Annotated in this window: 13 protein-coding genes and 1 pseudogene; 9 read left to right on the top strand and 5 right to left on the bottom strand. The window is 69.7% G+C overall.

The annotated features are described in order from the left end of the window. Nucleotides 1–152: 152 nt before the first annotated feature. Entirely contained in the window at nt 153–1,004 is an 852-nt protein-coding gene (locus ACFW01_RS22660; RefSeq protein ID WP_384506014.1) for a DedA family protein, read from the bottom strand. A gap of 324 nt (nt 1,005–1,328) precedes the next feature. On the opposite strand from ACFW01_RS22660, the gene ACFW01_RS22655 reads away from it, so the two are divergent. Both ACFW01_RS22655 and ACFW01_RS22650 read left to right on the top strand, forming a co-directional pair. After that, on the top strand, nt 1,329–2,702 hold the full coding sequence (locus ACFW01_RS22655) for a TrkH family potassium uptake protein (protein WP_384506011.1): 1,374 nt from the start codon (nt 1,329–1,331) through the stop codon (nt 2,700–2,702). Then, nucleotides 2,695–3,414 (top strand): TrkA family potassium uptake protein, encoded by a 720-nt coding sequence (locus ACFW01_RS22650; RefSeq protein ID WP_234956705.1) that lies wholly within the window; start codon nt 2,695–2,697, stop codon nt 3,412–3,414. Before ACFW01_RS22655 ends, ACFW01_RS22650 begins: the two co-directional genes overlap by 8 nt. A 20-nt stretch (nt 3,415–3,434) precedes the next feature. Here ACFW01_RS22650 and ACFW01_RS22645 read toward each other — a convergent pair. Continuing rightward, nucleotides 3,435–3,605 (bottom strand): annotated as a pseudogene (locus tag ACFW01_RS22645) (DUF1048 domain-containing protein); the annotation flags it as partial. Between the two features lie 323 nt (nt 3,606–3,928). Between ACFW01_RS22645 and ACFW01_RS22640 the strand changes: the two are divergent. The 3 genes from ACFW01_RS22640 (at nt 3,929) to dacB (ending at nt 7,941) form a co-directional block, all read left to right on the top strand. Continuing rightward, nucleotides 3,929–5,074: a S1 family peptidase gene (locus tag ACFW01_RS22640; RefSeq protein WP_384506008.1), complete on the top strand. Its 1,146-nt coding sequence runs from the start codon at nt 3,929–3,931 to the stop codon at nt 5,072–5,074. A 98-nt stretch (nt 5,075–5,172) separates the two neighbouring features. After that, nucleotides 5,173–6,042 (top strand): hypothetical protein, encoded by an 870-nt coding sequence (locus ACFW01_RS22635; protein WP_384506005.1) that lies wholly within the window; start codon nt 5,173–5,175, stop codon nt 6,040–6,042. Between the two features lie 543 nt (nt 6,043–6,585). Continuing rightward, nucleotides 6,586–7,941 carry a D-alanyl-D-alanine carboxypeptidase/D-alanyl-D-alanine-endopeptidase gene (gene dacB / locus ACFW01_RS22630; RefSeq protein ID WP_234956709.1) on the top strand — a complete coding sequence of 452 codons (1,356 nt, stop codon included), beginning with the start codon at nt 6,586–6,588 and terminating at the stop codon, nt 7,939–7,941. A gap of 220 nt (nt 7,942–8,161) precedes the next feature. On the opposite strand, the gene ACFW01_RS22625 is transcribed toward dacB, so the two are convergent. Genes ACFW01_RS22625 through ACFW01_RS22615 form a run of 3 tightly spaced genes read right to left on the bottom strand, consistent with a single transcriptional unit; the run spans nt 8,162 to nt 10,590 of the window. After that, nucleotides 8,162–9,004, bottom strand: coding sequence for a MerR family transcriptional regulator (locus ACFW01_RS22625; protein ID WP_384506002.1), 843 nt, complete (start codon nt 9,002–9,004; stop codon nt 8,162–8,164). A gap of 15 nt (nt 9,005–9,019) precedes the next feature. Beyond that, the gene (locus ACFW01_RS22620; protein ID WP_234956711.1) at nt 9,020–9,781 is read right to left on the bottom strand and encodes an ABC transporter permease; all 762 of its coding nucleotides are present in this window, start codon (nt 9,779–9,781) and stop codon (nt 9,020–9,022) included. Beyond that, nucleotides 9,778–10,590, bottom strand: a complete 813-nt coding sequence (locus tag ACFW01_RS22615; protein WP_384505999.1) for an ABC transporter ATP-binding protein — start codon at nt 10,588–10,590, stop codon at nt 9,778–9,780. Before ACFW01_RS22615 ends, ACFW01_RS22620 begins: the two co-directional genes overlap by 4 nt. 212 nt (nt 10,591–10,802) lie before the next feature. On the opposite strand from ACFW01_RS22615, the gene ACFW01_RS22610 reads away from it, so the two are divergent. From ACFW01_RS22610 to ACFW01_RS22595, 4 genes are all read left to right on the top strand, one after another. Continuing rightward, nucleotides 10,803–12,692 (top strand): gamma-glutamyltransferase, encoded by a 1,890-nt coding sequence (locus ACFW01_RS22610; RefSeq protein WP_234956713.1) that lies wholly within the window; start codon nt 10,803–10,805, stop codon nt 12,690–12,692. Between the two features lie 85 nt (nt 12,693–12,777). Then, the gene (locus tag ACFW01_RS22605) at nt 12,778–13,623 is read left to right on the top strand and encodes an inositol monophosphatase family protein (protein WP_234956714.1); all 846 of its coding nucleotides are present in this window, start codon (nt 12,778–12,780) and stop codon (nt 13,621–13,623) included. Between the two features lie 168 nt (nt 13,624–13,791). Further along, complete coding sequence (locus tag ACFW01_RS22600; protein WP_234956715.1) at nt 13,792–15,201, top strand: NAD(P)/FAD-dependent oxidoreductase; 1,410 nt, start codon at nt 13,792–13,794, stop codon at nt 15,199–15,201. 77 nt (nt 15,202–15,278) lie between these two features. Continuing rightward, a complete protein-coding gene (locus tag ACFW01_RS22595; protein ID WP_384505994.1) occupies nt 15,279–15,791 on the top strand; it encodes an O-acetyl-ADP-ribose deacetylase in 513 nt (170 codons plus the stop codon).

Raw genomic sequence — 15,791 nt, 5'->3', positions numbered from 1 at the left:
TGCGCATCAGCATCGGCGATGGCACGGAAAACACGTGCCAGGGGGGCGGACGTACAAGCGCAACTGTGGGGAAAGTCTTCGCACGGCCGGGATCAGATCAGAATGGTGCGAGCGCAAGCCCAGGGCGAATCTGAGGAAGCCGCATTACGGTGCTATGGCACGCCCGAGGTGGCGACGCGAGTTCGCCTCGACGTAGGCCCGCCGGAGTGCGAGCCGCTCCTGTGGTGTCGTGACACGTCGGCCGGTCTCCGGCGGCGGCCCGTGTGGCTGAGCACCTGGCGCGACGATCGACCCTCCTGTGGCACACGGTGACGGAGCGCGCATGTCACCCCCTTGCGCGCGGAACCCTGCGCACCGGCAGGGACTTCTCCCGGGGAGACGCGCAGGTGCCCGGCCTGAAACGACATGGTCGACGACCTCTCGGCATCGTCACGCCGGCGCAGCGAGCGGGTCAGACAGGTGCTCAGGGTGACCGCCGCGGCCGTCGACACCGCGAAGCCGATCCAGCGTGCCTCGAACCACATGCCGTTCACCACGCCGAGCCCCACCAGGTAGCAGGCCCACACCAGTCCGGCCAAGGCCGACCAGCGCAGATAGCGCGCACGCTGCTCCGGCTGGGCGCCCAGCGTCAGACCGAGGACGGTCCGGCCGGCGGGCACGAAACGCCCCGCCACCGTCACGGACGGCAGCCGCCGTGCGAGGTGGCGGCGCATCCGGCCGGCGGACGAAGCGAGCCCCGCGTGCCGGGCGAACAGCGCGTCCGTTCGAGCGGAGCCACCGCGGGCGAGCGCGACCACGGCCAGATCGCCGAGGAACGAGGCAGCCGCGACGGCAACCGCCAGCGCGACCGGCGCGCCGCCGTGGTCCAGGGAGAGCAGCGCGGCGGCGATCACGAGGCTGCCGCTGGGCAGGAACGGCAGCAGCGCGTCGCAGGCCACGGCGACCAGCGCGAGGCCGGTGACGAGCCACGGGTCGGATACGAGCGCGCCCAGTTGGATCTGCATGGATCGATCGTATCGAATGTTCAGAGAGTAGTGAACAGAGTAGAAATCGAAGGGTCGCTGTTGACGGATTCTTGATGCCTCGCGGCCGGTGCGAGGCAGGACGATCACGCCGCCACGACACGACTTCGGACGCGTGGTGCAGGATGTGCGGCCGAACCGTGCCCGCTTCGGAAGTCAGGACGCCACACGCCGGAGGCCGAGGCGCTCATGGGCCCGGCTGGAGCGTCGCCGGATAGGGTGACGGCGGTTGCGAGCTTGACGTAACCCGTACGGCATTCGTATCCGTCTCTGACTCAAGCAGCGTCGCGCGTAGAAAGGCAGCCGGTGGCAGGACGTCTCGCGCAGGCGCGACATTCGCTGTTCGCCGCGCATCCGGCCCGTACCGTCGTGGTGGCCTTCGCCGCCGTGATCCTGATCGGCACGGTACTGCTCGCGCTGCCGGTCGCCGCCGAGGACCGGACGGCCACTGCACTGGTCACCGCGCTGTTCACGTCGACGTCCGCCGTCTGCGTGACGGGCCTGGCGGTGGTGGACACGGGCACGTACTGGAGCGGCTTCGGCGAGGGTGTGATCCTTGCCCTGATCCAGGTCGGTGGCTTCGGCATCATGACGCTGGCCTCCCTCCTCGCCCTGCTGGTCTCCGGCAAGCTGCGCCTGCGCCTGCAGCTGACGGCCCAGGCGGAGACCAAGAGCCTGGGCATCGGAGACGTACGCCGGGTGCTCCTCGGCGTGGCCGGTACCACGTTCGCCGTCGAGGCCGCCGTCGGCGCCGTACTGTCTCTGCGCTTCCGCTACGGCTACGGCCACTCCATCGGCGACGCCCTCTACCTCGGCTACTTCCACGCGGTGTCCGCCTTCAACAACGCGGGCTTCGGTCTGCACGCCGACAGCCTCACCCGCTACGCCGAGGACCCGTGGGTCACTCTCCCGATCTCCGCGGCCGTGATCCTGGGCGGCCTCGGCTTCCCGGTGCTGTTGGAGCTGCTCCGACACCGCCACCGGCGCCGCACGACCGGTCGGCGCAGCTGGTCCCTGCACACCAGGCTCACGCTGGTCACCACCGTGTCCCTGCTGGCCGCCGGAACCGTGCTGACCTGCCTGCTGGAGTGGAGCAACGCCGCGACGCTCGGTCCCCACACGGTGGCGGAGAAGATGCTGAACGGGTTCTTCCACTCCGCGATGTCACGCACCGCCGGCTTCAACGCCGTAGACGTCGGCGCGCTGCAGCCGGCCACCCTGCTGACGACCTGCGTGCTGATGTTCATCGGCGGGGGCAGCGCCAGTACCGCCGGCGGCATCAAGGTGACCACCTTCGCCGTGCTGCTCGTCGCGATCATCGCCGAAGTGCGCGGCGAGCCGAACTCCTCCGTACTCGGACGCCGACTGGGCCCCCACGTGCTGCGTCAGGCACTGACGGTCGCCCTCATGGGCGTGGCACTGGTCATGGCGGCCACACTCGCCCTGCTGAGCATGACGTCGCTGCCGTTCGAGAAGGTGCTTTTCGAGGCCGTGTCCGCCTTCGCCACGGTGGGCCTGTCCACCGGCATCACCGCCGACTTCCCCGACGTCGGACAACTCATCCTCGTCCTGCTGATGTTCATCGGCCGACTCGGCCCGATCACCCTGGTCTCGGCGCTCGCCCTGCGCGAACGCACCCGCCGCTACGAACTGCCCGAGGAGCGACCCGTCATTGGCTAAGTACCCGCATTCCCTGCGCCGCGGCCGTAAACGCCCGGCCGGCCGGCAGCCCCGGCACACCGGTGACCAGCGCGTCGCGGTCATCGGCCTCGGCCGGTTCGGCAGCTCCCTCGCCAACGAGCTGATGCGCCGCGGCTGGGACGTCCTCGGCATCGACACCGACGCCCGTCTCGTTCAGAAGTACAGCGACGGCCTGACCCACTCGGCGGTCGCCGACTGCACCGACCCGGAGGTGCTGCACCAGCTCGGCGTCCATGACTTCACCAGCGCCGTCGTCGGCATCGGCACCGACATCGAAGCCAGCATCCTGGTCAGCTCGAACCTGCTGGACGCCGAAGTCCCCAACATCTGGGCCAAGGCCATCAGCCGTCAACACGGCCAGATCCTCGAACGCCTCGGCATCCACCACGTCGTCCTGCCCGAACACGAGATGGGCGAGCGCGTCGCCCACCTCGTCACCGGCCGCATGCTCGACTTCATCGAGTTCGACGACGACTACGCCCTGGTCAAGACCGTCGCCCCGGACGTCGCCACCGGGCTGTCCCTCGGGCGCAGCCAGGTCCGCAGCAGGTACGGCGTCACGGTCGTCGGTATCAAGCGCCCGGGCGAGGACTTCACCTACGCCACGGCCGACACCATCGTCGAGAAGGGCGATGTCATCGTGGTCACCGGCAAGACCCGCGCAGTGGAATCCTTCGCGGACCTGAGCTGACAGAACCGCACGGGCCTCGCCCCACCTGCCCTGCTCCTCGCGACATTCCTGTTCAACTGCTCGCACAACCGGTCGCGGTAGGTTCGGGCCGCTTCTCCACCGGCCGGCGCCGCGCAAAAGCCTCGGACGTCGTCGCCGAGCATCTCCTGGACGCTCAGCCCGTCCGCCGCGGTCTCTTCAAGCAGCCCCAGTCAGGTTCAGCGGTTCCAGCAGTCTCATTCGTCGTCTCATCGACTTGCGGCGACGGCTGGTACTCAATGTTCCCCGAGGAGGTCGCCGAGGTGTTCCGGTCGCCGAGGTGTTCCGGTCGGCGAGGTAGTCGCCGGCGCTCCTTGAGCGCGCTTCGACACCCCAATAATCACGAAGTCCGCGCCTGCTCTGCTATGCACCCCAACCGGGCCGCGCTTTCAGCCAAAATCCTTTACAAATAGGCCATACTCGCATGCGCTCGAACTCGTTCACGCCATATTCATCTGCCGTTAAGGAGAACCAATGAAGGTCGCCGAGAAAGCACATGATCGAGCATCGACTCATTGTCGTAGCCGTCAGAACCATGGAATTCCTGGGAGACCACATGAAAAGACGTGGCATTAAGGTCGCTCACGCCGCTGTAGCGCTCAGTGGATTATTGGTCGTCTTTGTGGCGCCCGCAGCCCATCCCGTCCCGGCTCCAATCGTAGACGCCATTGCGGCACAAAGGCTGGCCGCGGACCTGGGCCCTCACGATACAGCCGGTGTCTACTATAGAAATAATCGTCCGGTAATCGCAGTCACTAATGCGACCGCAGCTCATGCGGTTCGAAGCGCCGGAGGGCTGCCGGAAGTCGTGGAACACAGCACTGCGGAGCTACAGGCAGCACATGCCGATCTGGACAAATTGGCCGGGATCCCCAACACTGCGTGGGGTATTGACTCGCCCAGCAATTCGGTAACGGTGGAGCTGTATGACGGGGTGTCACTCGAAGATCGATCTCGCATCGAAGAGACCATAAAAGAGCATGGGAATGCCATACGCATCGAGGAACACTCGGGGGTACTTGAGGAAAGTGCTACCTACTATATGAGAGGTGGCCTCGGCATCAGCAATGGAAACAGAATATGCAGTGCTGCGTTCAACGTCGAGAACAGGGCCGGGAAGAAATTCCTCCTCAGTGCCGGGCACTGCGTGGTGGGCGGCTACGATCATTGGTGGAGGCGAACTGGCCAGGTCTACTTGGGTCCTGTGCACGAGTGGGGATACGAGCCCGAAGACTACGCTTTCATCGAATACACGAATTCTGATGTAGTTGCTGTTGGCTCCCTCCAGCTGAGGAATGAATCGGAGCAGTCGATCACGACTTCACGCGATCCTGTGACTGGGGAAAGCGTGAAGCGAGTGGGCACCATGAGCCAGGACTTGGTCGGCAAGGTGATCCGGACCAGCACGACCGTCACCTACACCACCGGAGCAACGCTCTATAATATGATCGAAAGTGACTTGTGCAACGTGGGTGGCGACAGCGGAGGAGCACTCTACAGCGGGACGAGCGCTCTGGGAATAACGTCTGGCGGAAATCACCTCGACAAGCCCTGTTCCGACTCGGATGCGGAAGTAGGTCGTCGCTCATTCTATCAGAATGTGCAGCGTTTGGTCAGCCGAGAAGGGTACGAGGTGTATTGACCATCGCCCATCGAGCGAAAAGTAATGGCATAGTTCATGGGGGATTCATGGTCGCACATAGCAGGCGCAGGCCGCTCAATGTATTCGCCACCGTAGCGATGGCTGCCGTCACCGCAGGTGTGCTCGCTGGTTGCGGCGGCGAAGAGACGGCCGGAGATTCCGAGAAGGCGGACCGTACAGACCATACCGCCTACGCAGAGGCTCGCGCTCGTGAGGTCGCTGACGCCTGGCAGAAATCCAAAGCAGCCGACGTGTGGAATCGCGGCTACTATCCTATGGCCGACCTGACGGAGGCGCCGGAGCGAGGCTTTCGTAACAAAGCCGACGAGCACGCTTTCGCAACAGGAAACTTCGAACTCCGTGGCGATCTCTCCGACGGGTCCCAGAAGAGCGGAAAAGTGACCTGGCGGACGGGAGAATCGCTCGAACTGCCGCTGATGGAGCCGCGCAAGGCATACGAGGCCTTGGACCGTAGTGAAGCCGAGGGAACGAGTCTGATCGTCACAGGGGTGAGACTCGGGGCGATGGTGCACCAGACGAGCCGTGGCCCGGCAACCGTCCCAGCCTGGTTGTTCACCGTGGACGGCTACGAGGCACCGCTCAAACGGGTAGCGGTCAGTCCCTCTGCATTGCCTACCCCTCCGATTCGACCCGCACGTGACGTGTCCGGGAGCGAGTTGACTCCTTTGAACGGTATCGCCGAAGTGGCCCAGGACGGGCGGTCGCTGACCGTACTGGCCAGCCATGGAGCTTGCGACGACGGCCCCGCCGTGCGCACGCTCGAGACACGGACGACTGTAGTCCTGTCGGCCTCCGTGCTCGGGGCCGAGGACGGTCCGTGCTCCGGCGAGAGCAATGTGACATCCGTGAACGTGAAACTCGATCGATCGGTCTACGGCCGCATCGTGCTGGACGCCTTCACGGGTCGGCCTGTGCAGTACGCACCACGAGTTGTCGGCAGGTCTTGATCAAGGTCCGGAGTCGTGCGGCTGGTCTGGGGCATGACCGGTCGGGGTGCACAGCAGAGCAGGCACGAACTTCGTGATCATTGGGCTGTCGAAGCTCGCCGATCACGAGGTGGCCCGTGCATGCCGCGGGGCTGTGTCGCTGACCTGCGACCATGCTGACGGCCGTCGGAGTCCGGCGGCACCCGCTCAAGTAGCGTCGCTCGCCCTCGCAAACCACGATCAGCCCGCCTGCCCGCCGCCCTCTCCCTGGCGGGACATCGCCGTCCAGCGGTGCTTCCCAGAGGGAGTAGACACCGAGCTTACCGGGGTTGCTCCAGCCCTTGTTCACGCAGATCTCGCGGATGATCGACTCCCGCTGACGGAGCGGCCCAGCCGGCAAGGGACCGCCGGCATTGCCCGAAGGGGCAGCGGAATTGCCCGGAGAAGTTTTTCAAGATGCTCACAGGCGATGATTTCCAGCTCCGGCCGCCCACTTGACGGCTGGTAACGTGCCCGCCGTTCCACCCCCACAGAACGAAGTACCCGATCTTTGGAACTCACTTGATGACTGGTACGCCCGACGAAACCCCCACGAACACTTTCGCCCCGGGCGGACGCCGCCGGCACCGCCGGGCAAGAGTCGGCCGGATCGGCGCGCGACGGGCCCTCGTGCTCGCGATGGCCGTGCCCGTGGCCTCCGCCACGCTGGCCGGAACCTCGGCCTTCGCCGCCGACGACAGTGCCGCGGCACCGCAGGGCATCGCCATCGACGGTCTCGACGCCGACGACGCCCAGTTGGTCAAGAACCTCAACGAGCGGGTCGCCGACCAGCGCCTGGGTGCGAACGTCAGCGGCGTGGTCCTCGACGCCGACTCGGACACCGCCCTGTGGGACCACAACGGCTCCACCACCCTCATGCCGGCCTCCAACGCCAAGCTCGCCACGGCGACCACCGCACTGACGCTGCTGGGCGCGAACCACGAGTTCACCACGAAGGTCGTGTACGGCGACGGCACCCTCACCCTCGTCGGCGGCGGTGACCGCACCCTCACCGGCGACGACGTGGCCGAGATGGCCAAGACCGCCGTCGACGGGCTCAAGGCCGCGGGCCTGACCGGCGTCAAGGTCCGGGTGGACGACAGCCTGTTCGCCGAGCCCAGCCTAGCCAAGGGCTGGAACGAGGGCTACTACCCCACCGAGGTCGCACCCGTCCGCTCACTCGTCGTCGACGGCGCCGCGGTCGACGACACGGCGATCGACGCCGGCAAGGTCTTCGCCGAGAAGCTCGCCGCGCTGGGCGTCACCGTCGACGGCGAGGTCGGCCGCGCGAAGGCGCGGCAGTCCGACGTACCGGTGGCGCAGCACAAGTCGGCACCGCTGTCGGAGATCGTCAAGAAGATGCTCAAGACGAGCGACAACAACATCGCCGAGACCCTGCTGCGGATGTCCGCGGTGGAGCTGGGGAAGCCGGCCACCTTCGAGAGCGGCGCCGGACTCGTCCGCCAGGTGCTCAGCTCGTACGGGGTGTCGCTCGACCACTTCGAGATGTACGACGGCAGCGGCCTCTCCCGCGCCGACCGCATCCCCGCCGCGACCCTCGCACAACTCCTCGACGCGATCACGGAGTCCCCGGCCCTCGGCTCGATCCTGGAGGGTCTGCCGGTCGCCGGCGAGGCCGGTGCCAGCCTCGGCCCGGAGTGGGGACGCTTCGACGACGCCGACTCCAAGTGCGCAGTCGGCAAGGTGCACGCGAAGACCGGCACACTCACCGGCGCCATCGCCCTGAGCGGTGTCACACGGACCGATGACGGCGAGTGGCGGATCTTCTCCTTCATCGAGAACAACTCGTCGGCCGACCCGAGCGACATCAAGGACGCCATGGACGGCCTCGCCGCCACGGTGAACGGCTGCTGGGCCTGACCCCCCCCCGCACTCACGCCCGCCCGCGCGTCGCCAGGCGGCGGCGCGTGGGCGGACGTGGGCGGACGCGTGCGGAGTTTCGGTGAAGAACCGAGCGGACTCGGAGACTCGTGGCCATGCTTGTCGACGGTGCCGCGAGTGCAACGGCGCATGACCTTTCGGGCAAGAGCCCTGATTCCCACCATTCGGCTCCCAGCGAGGTGGCGACAGGTCAGCCGTGTTACGGGATGCAGCCGTTGCCGTCCCTGTCATTGGCCTTCTTCGTGCAGGCGGGGACGCCGCCGGGTGCGGTGCCGAGCCGGTCGGCGGGCACGCGTTCTATGCGGGTCCAGCCCTTCCAGCCACGCTCCTGCAGAATCGCCAGCACCAGTTCGGCACCCGGCGCTGACGCCACCATGGCCGAGTCCATCAGGGCGACGAACTGATCGTCGAAGCCGTCCTCACCCACCTCGCCGGCCTCCACGGCACGAATCATCAGGCGCTCCAGGATGTCCGCGATCTCGACGATCCGTGGATCGCCGGCCCGCCAGTCGGGCTCCCCGGTGAAGAAGGAGTAGAGCCGCACCATGTCGGGGTCGTCCAGCTCCTCGTGCTTCTTGGCGATCACGGAGTCGATCAGGTGCGGCACCTGCGCGGCGATCATGATCCAGGCATCCCGCTCCAGTTCGATGTACCGCTCACCGACGCCGAGACCGCGCAGCCGGTCGAGGTACCCCACGACGCACTGCGGCAGCGCCAGCTGCTCCCCGGCGGCGAGCCGGGCGAGCCGGCCGCGGGTGCCCCGCAGCCGCCGGATCTCGGCGCGCAGATCCTTGTCGATCTCCCGCACGCCACCGGCGAACTCCTCGGGACCGGCGTCGAGGAGTTCCTGCACCCTGGCCAGCGGCACGCCCGCGTCGGCCAGGGTGCGGATCCGGATCAGCCGCACGACCGCGCCGGCGTCGTAGGTGCGGTACCCGGACCGGTCGCGCTCGGGCTCGGGCAGCAGCCCGATCTTGTGGTAGTGGCGTACCGCCCGTACCGTCACCCCGGCGTACGCGGCCAGCTGGCTGATGGTGAGCATGGGTCTCAGCCTGCCTCAGGCGATCTTCCGGCGGTAGGCGAGCATCGCGAAGACGTACGCCACGACGAGGATGCCCGCACACCACGCGAGCGTGATCCAGATGTCGTCGCCGACCGGTTGCCCGGCGAACAGGGCACGGATCGTGTCGACGATCGACGTCGCCGGCTGGTGCTCGGCGAACCAACGCACCGGGCCGGGCATCGTGTCGGTCGGCACGAACGCCGAGCTGACGAACGGCAGGAAGATGAGCGGGTAGGCGAACGCGCCCGCTCCCTCGACCGACGACGCGGAGAGCCCGGGGATCACGGCCAGCCAGGTCAGCGCCAGGGTGAACAGGAGCAGGATGCCGGCGACCGCGAGCCATGCGGACACTCCCGCCCCTGAGCGGAAGCCCATGAGCAGGGCGACGCCCACCACGAGCACGAGCGCGATCAGGTTGGCCACCAGCGAGGTGACGACATGCGCCCACAGCACACCCGACCGCGCGATCGGCATGGACTGGAACCGCTCGAAGATCCCGCTCTGCACGTCGGTGAACAGCCGGTACGCGGTGTACGAGATGCCCGACGCGATGGTCATGAGCAGGATGCCGGGCAGCATGTAGTCCACGTACGGGACCGACCCGGTCTCGATGGCGCCGCCGAACACGTAGACGAACATCAGCATCATGGCGACCGGCGTGACGACGGTCGTGACGATGGTGTCCATGCTGCGTGTGACGTGCCGCAGGGTCCGCCCCGTGAGCGCGGCGGTGTCGCCGAGGAAGTGCGCGGTCATCGTTGCCCCTTGGGTGTCGTGCCAGTGGCACGGCTCGTCTCTCCGCCGACCACGGCGAGGAAGATCTCTTCGAGGGTCGGCTGCTTCTCGACGTACTCGACCTTCGCGGGCGGGAAGAGCCGCTTGAGCTCGGCGAGGGTGCCGTTCACGATGATCCGGCCCTGTCGGAGGATCGCGATCCGGTCGGCCAGCTGTTCGGCCTCCTCCAGATACTGCGTGGTGAGCAGCACGGTCGTCCCGTTGCGGGCCAGTTCCCTGACCGCGTCCCACACCTCGATGCGCGCCTCGGGGTCCAGCCCGGCCGTCGGCTCGTCCAGGAAGATCACCGGCGAGTCCCCGATGAGACTCATCGCGATGTCCAGGCGGCGGCGCATCCCACCCGAATACGCCGACACCCGCCGCGCCCCCGCCTCGGTCAGCGAGAAGCGCCTCAGCAGGTCGTCCGCGACCGCGCCCGGATCCTCCAGGTGGCGCAGCCTGGCGACCAGAACGAGGTTCTCCCGGCCGCTGAGGATCCCGTCGACGGCCGCGAACTGACCGGTGAGACTGATGGACTCCCGCGCGTCGGCCGGCTGCGTGGCGACGTCGAACCCGTTGACGCTCGCCGTCCCCGCGTCGGCCTTCAGAAGCGTGGCGAGGATGCGTACGGTCGTGGTCTTGCCCGCCCCGTTGGAGCCGAGCAGGGCGAAGATGCCGCCCCGCGCCACGTCGAAGTCGACGCCGCGCAACACGTCGAGCTTCCCGTACGACTTCTCCAGCCCCCGCACACGGATCGCCGGACCGGCCATCGCTTGGGCCCTCACGGTCATCTGCCTCCTTGGTCCTCCGTGGAGCCGTTCCAGGCGACCGCCAGGAAGCTCCTGCGGAAAGGATGGAGGGTTGACCCCGCGTCAGGGTCAACCCGGTTCACCTCCGGACTTCGGAGGGACTCGGCCTCGCCGTCGCCGGAGAGCGATCGATAGCCTGCCGACGGAGCGGGACGAGGAGAGCGTCACGCGGACGACGATGTGAGAGAGGCCCCGTGTTCACCACCCGACCCACCCTCCAGGGCACCTTCGGCATGGTGTCCTCCACCCACTGGCTGGCCTCGCAGTCGGCCATGGCCGTCCTCGAGGACGGGGGCAACGCCTACGACGCCGCCGTGGCCGGTGCCTTCGTGCTGCACGTCGTCGAGCCGCATCTCAACGGGCCCGCCGGGGAGGTGCCCATCCTGCTCGCGCCCGCGGGCGGCGAGGTGCGGGTGCTGTGCGGGCAGGGTGTCGCGCCCGCCGGGGCCACCGTCGCGCACTACAAGGGGCTCGGTCTGGACCTCGTACCCGGCACCGGCCCCCTGGCCGCCGCCGTGCCCGGAGCCTTCGACGCCTGGCTGCTCCTGCTGCGCGACCACGGCACCAAACCGCTGGCCGACGTGCTGAAGTACGCCATCGGCTACGCCGAAGACGGGCACGCTCCCGTGGAGCGCGTCGCGGAGACCGTCGAGACCGTACGGAACCTGTTCGAGACGGAGTGGACGACCTCGGCCGAGGTCTACCTGCCGGACGGCCGTCCGCCCCGCCCCGGCGAGCTGTTCCGCAACCCCGCCCTCGCCGCCACCTGGAGGCGGCTGCTGGCCGAGACGGCAGGCGCGGGGGACCGCGAGGCGGAGATCGACGCCGCGCGGGAGGTCTGGCGCTCCGGGTTCATAGCCGAGGCCCTGGTCCGGCAGGCCGCCCGGCCCACCATGGACACCAGCGGCGAACGCCACACCGGCACGCTGACCGCCGCCGACCTGGCCGGCTGGTCCGCGCACTACGAGGCTCCCGCCACCTACGACTGGAACGGCTGGACCCTGTGCAAGGCCGGCCCGTGGAGCCAGGGTCCCGTCCTCCTCCAGCAGCTGGCGCTGCTCCCGCCCGAACTGCCCGCGTACGGCTCCGCCGACTACGTCCACCTGCTGGTCGAGGGCTGCAAGCTGGCCATGGCGGACCGGGAGGCCTGGTACGGCGACGCCGACGGCGCGGAGCGGGTGCCGCTCGACGACCTGCTCTCGGCCGGGTACAACGCCGAGCGGCGCGACCTCGTCGGCGACAAGGCGTCCTTCGAACTGCGGCCCGGCGGTCCGGGCGGCCGCACCCCACGGCTCAGCGCCCACGCGCTGTCGGCGGCGGACGAGGCCGAGGGCTTCGACGCCCTGGGGGTCGGCGAGCCGACCGTCGCCAAGAGCCCGGCCTCCCCGGTGCCGGGCGAACCCGAGGTCACGGGAGAGCCGGACGTCACGGGAGAGCCGGAGATTACGGGAGAGCCGGACGTCGCCGCCGACGGAGGCACCCGCGGCGACACCTGCCACCTCGACATCGTGGACCGCTGGGGCAACATGGTCTCGGCGACGCCCAGCGGCGGCTGGCTCCAGTCCAACCCCGTCGTGCCCGAACTGGGCTTCCCGCTCGGCACCCGGCTGCAGATGACCTGGCTGGAAGAGGGCCTGCCCAACTCGCTCACCCCCGGCCGCCGCCCCCGCACCACGCTCACGCCCTCCATCGCCCTGCGCGACGGCGTCCCCGTCATGGCCTTCGGCACGCCCGGCGGCGACCAGCAGGACCAGTGGCAGCTGCACTTCTTCCTGGCGGTCGCCCTGCGCGCCCGGATCCGCGGCGGCCTCGACCTCCAGGGCGCCATCGACGCACCGAACTGGCACAACGACGGCTTCCCCGGTTCCTTCTTCCCGCGCGGCATGCGGGCCGGCAGCGTCACCGTGGAGTCCCGGATGCCGGCCGGTGTGGTGGCGGAGCTGCGGCGCCGCGGGCACGACGTGACGGTGGGCGACGCCTGGTCGGAGGGCCGGCTGTGCGCCGTCGCGCGGGACCCGGAGACAGGCGTGCTGTCGGCGGCGGCGAACCCGCGCGGCATGCAGGGGTACGCGGTCGGCCGGTGACCCCCGCACCGCATGTTCGTGCCGATTCCACCCGGAGTACACCACCCGGGCGGGGATTGTCAGCGGGACGTGCTCTCATGGAGCCATGATCGAGAACAACGAAACCATCGACGAGTTTCTCGCCCGGCACGCCGACGACGTGGAGGAGGCCGTCCGCAAGGCGGCCGCCCAGGAGATCATGCCGCGCTGGCGGCGGCTCGCGGCGGACGAGGTCGACCAGAAGGCCGGCCCGCACGACCTGGTGACGGACGCCGACCGCAAGGCCGAGCTGTACCTCACCGACGCCCTCGCCGACCTGCTGCCCGGCTCGGTCGTCGTCGGCGAGGAGGCGGTGCACGCCAACCCCGCCTCCTACGAGGCGCTACGGGGCGACGCACCGGTGTGGATCGTCGACCCGGTCGACGGAACCCGGCAGTTCGTGCGCGGCGAGCGGGGCTTCTGCACCCTGGTCGCGCTCGCCCGGCACGGAGTCGTGCACGCCTCCTGGACCTACGCCGCGGCCGACGACCGGCTCGCCACCGCCGTACGGGGCCGGGGTGCGTACCTGGACGGTGAGCGGCTGTACGCGGGCGTGCCCGAGCCCGGCCGCGACCTGCGCGTCGCCACCTCCCACCCGGACTACACGACGGACGAGCAGAAGCACGACCTGCTCGGTCTGCGCACCCCGGGTGTCGCCCCGCGGGCCTGCGGCTCGGCCGGCCTGGAGTACCTCGCCGTCGCCCGCGGCGAGTCCGACGCCACCGCCTTCTCGTGGGAGGCCGCCTGGGACCACGCGGCCGGACTGCTCCTGGTCGAGGAGGCGGGCGGCGTCCACCTGACCCGTACGGGCGTACCCTTCCGCGTCACCGGGGGCAATGACCTGCCGTTCACCGCGGCCCGCGACGCGGCCACGGCCCGCCGGGTGGTGGGGCTGCTGTCCGGCGAAGCCTGATCTCGGCGCCGGAGGCGACCCGCCCCCGCCCCCCGGCGACCAGGGGCCCGCCCTCGCCCCTCGCCTCCAGCCCTCCCCGCCCCACCCGCGACCGCCGGCCGTCGGACCCCGGGCATATCCTGATCCGGAGTTGCCATCGGCTGACGAAGGGGTCCGAAGGTGCCGTCGATGCTCGATGCGGTCGTAGTGGGTGCGGGGCCGAACGGGCTGACCGCTGCCGTGGAGCTGGCCCGCCGGGGTTTCTCGGTCGCCGTCTTCGAAGCCCAGGGCGCGGTGGGCGGCGGGGCGCGCACCGAGGAGCTGACGCTGCCGGGCTTCCGGCACGACCCGTGCTCCGCCGCGCACCCCCTCGGCATCAATTCGCCCGCCTTCCGAGACCTCCCCCTGGAGCGGTACGGACTGGAGTGGCTGCACCCCGCGCTGCCCATGGCGCACCCCTTCCTGGACGGCTCCGCCGCCGTGCTGTCCCGGTCGGTGGGCGAGACCGCCGCCTCCTTCGGAGCGCGCGACGCGGGCACGTACCGCAGGCTGGTCGAGCGCTTCCTGCCCCGGTGGGACACCCTGGCCCGGGACTTCATGTCCCTGCCGCTGACCGCGCTGCCCCGCGACCCGGTCACCCTGGCCCGGTTCGGCCTGGTCGGGCTGCCCCCGTCGACGTGGCTGATGCGCCGCTTCCGCGACGAGCGGGCCAAGACCCTCTTCGCGGGCCTCGTCGCGCACGTCATGGCCCCGCTCGGCGGGTTCGCCACCGGCGCCATCGGTCTGGTCTTCGCCCTCGCCGCGCACGCCCGCGGCTGGCCCGTGGCCCGCGGCGGCTCCCAGGCCATCTCCGACGCCCTGGCCGGCCACCTCCAGGACCTCGGCGGCGCCGTCCACACCGACTACGTGGTCAAGCGCCTCGACGACCTGCCGCCCGCCCGCGCCTACGTCTTCGACACCTCGCCCACCGCCCTCGCCCGTATCGCCGGCCTCGGCAACCACTACGCCGGCTACCGGTACGGCCCCGGCGTCTTCAAGATCGACTACGCGCTGGACGGGCCCGTGCCGTGGACCGCCGAGGCACCGCGCCGCGCCGGCACCGTGCAGATCGGCGCCGACAGCGCGGAGATCGGCGCCGCGCTGAACGCGGCCTCCCGCGCGGGCCGCGCGCCCGACGCGCCGTTCCTCATCACCGTGCAGCCCGGCGTCGCCGACCCCACCCGCGCTCCGGCCGGCAAGCACGTCTTCTGGGCGTACGGCCACGTCCCCAACGGCTGGACCGGCGACCTGACCGACGCGATAGAACGCCAACTGGAGCGCTTCGCCCCCGGCTTCCGCGACCGCGTCCTCGCCCGCGCCACCGCCGGCCCACCCGAACTGGCCGCCCGCAACGCCAACTACGTCGGCGGCGACATCGCCTCCGGTGCGGTCTCCGGCCTCCAGCTCCTGCTCCGCCCCAAGCTCTCCCTGTTCCCGTACACCACCCCGCACCCGGCCGTCTTCATCTGCTCGTCGGCCACCCCGCCCGGCCCGGGTGTGCACGGCATGTCGGGGCACAACGCGGCCAAGGCCGTGTGGCGCAGGCTGCGTCAGACCTGACCACGCGACGAAGCCGGGTGGCGCGGGCAGCGGCAGACCCCGGGCACGAGGCAGACGGCGACGACAGGGAAGGGCCCATGACCACCATCACGCTCGTCCAGGGCGACATCACCCGCGAGAGCGCCGACGCGATCGTCAACGCGGCCAACTCCTCCCTGCTCGGCGGAGGCGGCGTCGACGGCGCCATCCACCGGCGCGGCGGACCCGCGATCCTGGAGGAGTGCCGCAGGCTCCGCGCGGGACACCTCGGCGGAGGGCTGCCCACCGGCCGGGCGGTCGCCACCACCGCCGGAGCCCTGGACGCGCGCTGGGTGATCCACACGGTGGGGCCGGTCTGGTCGGCCACCGAGGACCGCTCCGGCCTGCTCGTCTCCTGCCACCGCGAGTCCCTGCGCGTGGCCGACGCGTTGGGTGCCCGTGTCGTGGCCTTCCCGGCGATCTCCACCGGCGTCTACGGCTGGCCGCTGGAGGACGCCGCCAGGATCGCCGTGACGGCCGTACGGGAGGCGGACACCGAGGTCGAGGAGGTCAGGTTCGTGCTCTTCGACGACCGGGCCCACGCGGAGTTCGCCGCCCGGCTGGGCCGATAG

The sequence above is a fragment of the Streptomyces sp. NPDC058985 genome (assembly GCF_042740985.1).
Lineage (GTDB): Bacteria > Actinomycetota > Actinomycetes > Streptomycetales > Streptomycetaceae > Streptomyces.
Note: the sequence above shows the minus strand (reverse complement) of the source record. Positions and strands in the feature narration are given on the sequence as shown.

Bases quoted from the DNA above. Each gene is read 5' to 3' on its own strand.
- ACFW01_RS22660 (WP_384506014.1), bottom strand. From the start codon at position 1,004: ATGCAGATCCAACTGGGCGCGCTCGTATCCGACCCGTGGCTCGTCACC.
- ACFW01_RS22640 (WP_384506008.1), top strand. From the start codon at position 3,929: ATGATCGAGCATCGACTCATTGTCGTAGCCGTCAGAACCATGGAATTC.
- ACFW01_RS22635 (WP_384506005.1), top strand. From the start codon at position 5,173: ATGGCTGCCGTCACCGCAGGTGTGCTCGCTGGTTGCGGCGGCGAAGAG.
- dacB (WP_234956709.1), top strand. From the start codon at position 6,586: ATGACTGGTACGCCCGACGAAACCCCCACGAACACTTTCGCCCCGGGC.
- ACFW01_RS22625 (WP_384506002.1), bottom strand. From the start codon at position 9,004: ATGCTCACCATCAGCCAGCTGGCCGCGTACGCCGGGGTGACGGTACGG.
- ACFW01_RS22620 (WP_234956711.1), bottom strand. From the start codon at position 9,781: ATGACCGCGCACTTCCTCGGCGACACCGCCGCGCTCACGGGGCGGACC.
- ACFW01_RS22615 (WP_384505999.1), bottom strand. From the start codon at position 10,590: ATGACCGTGAGGGCCCAAGCGATGGCCGGTCCGGCGATCCGTGTGCGG.
- ACFW01_RS22605 (WP_234956714.1), top strand. From the start codon at position 12,778: ATGATCGAGAACAACGAAACCATCGACGAGTTTCTCGCCCGGCACGCC.
- ACFW01_RS22600 (WP_234956715.1), top strand. From the start codon at position 13,792: ATGCTCGATGCGGTCGTAGTGGGTGCGGGGCCGAACGGGCTGACCGCT.
- ACFW01_RS22595 (WP_384505994.1), top strand. From the start codon at position 15,279: ATGACCACCATCACGCTCGTCCAGGGCGACATCACCCGCGAGAGCGCC.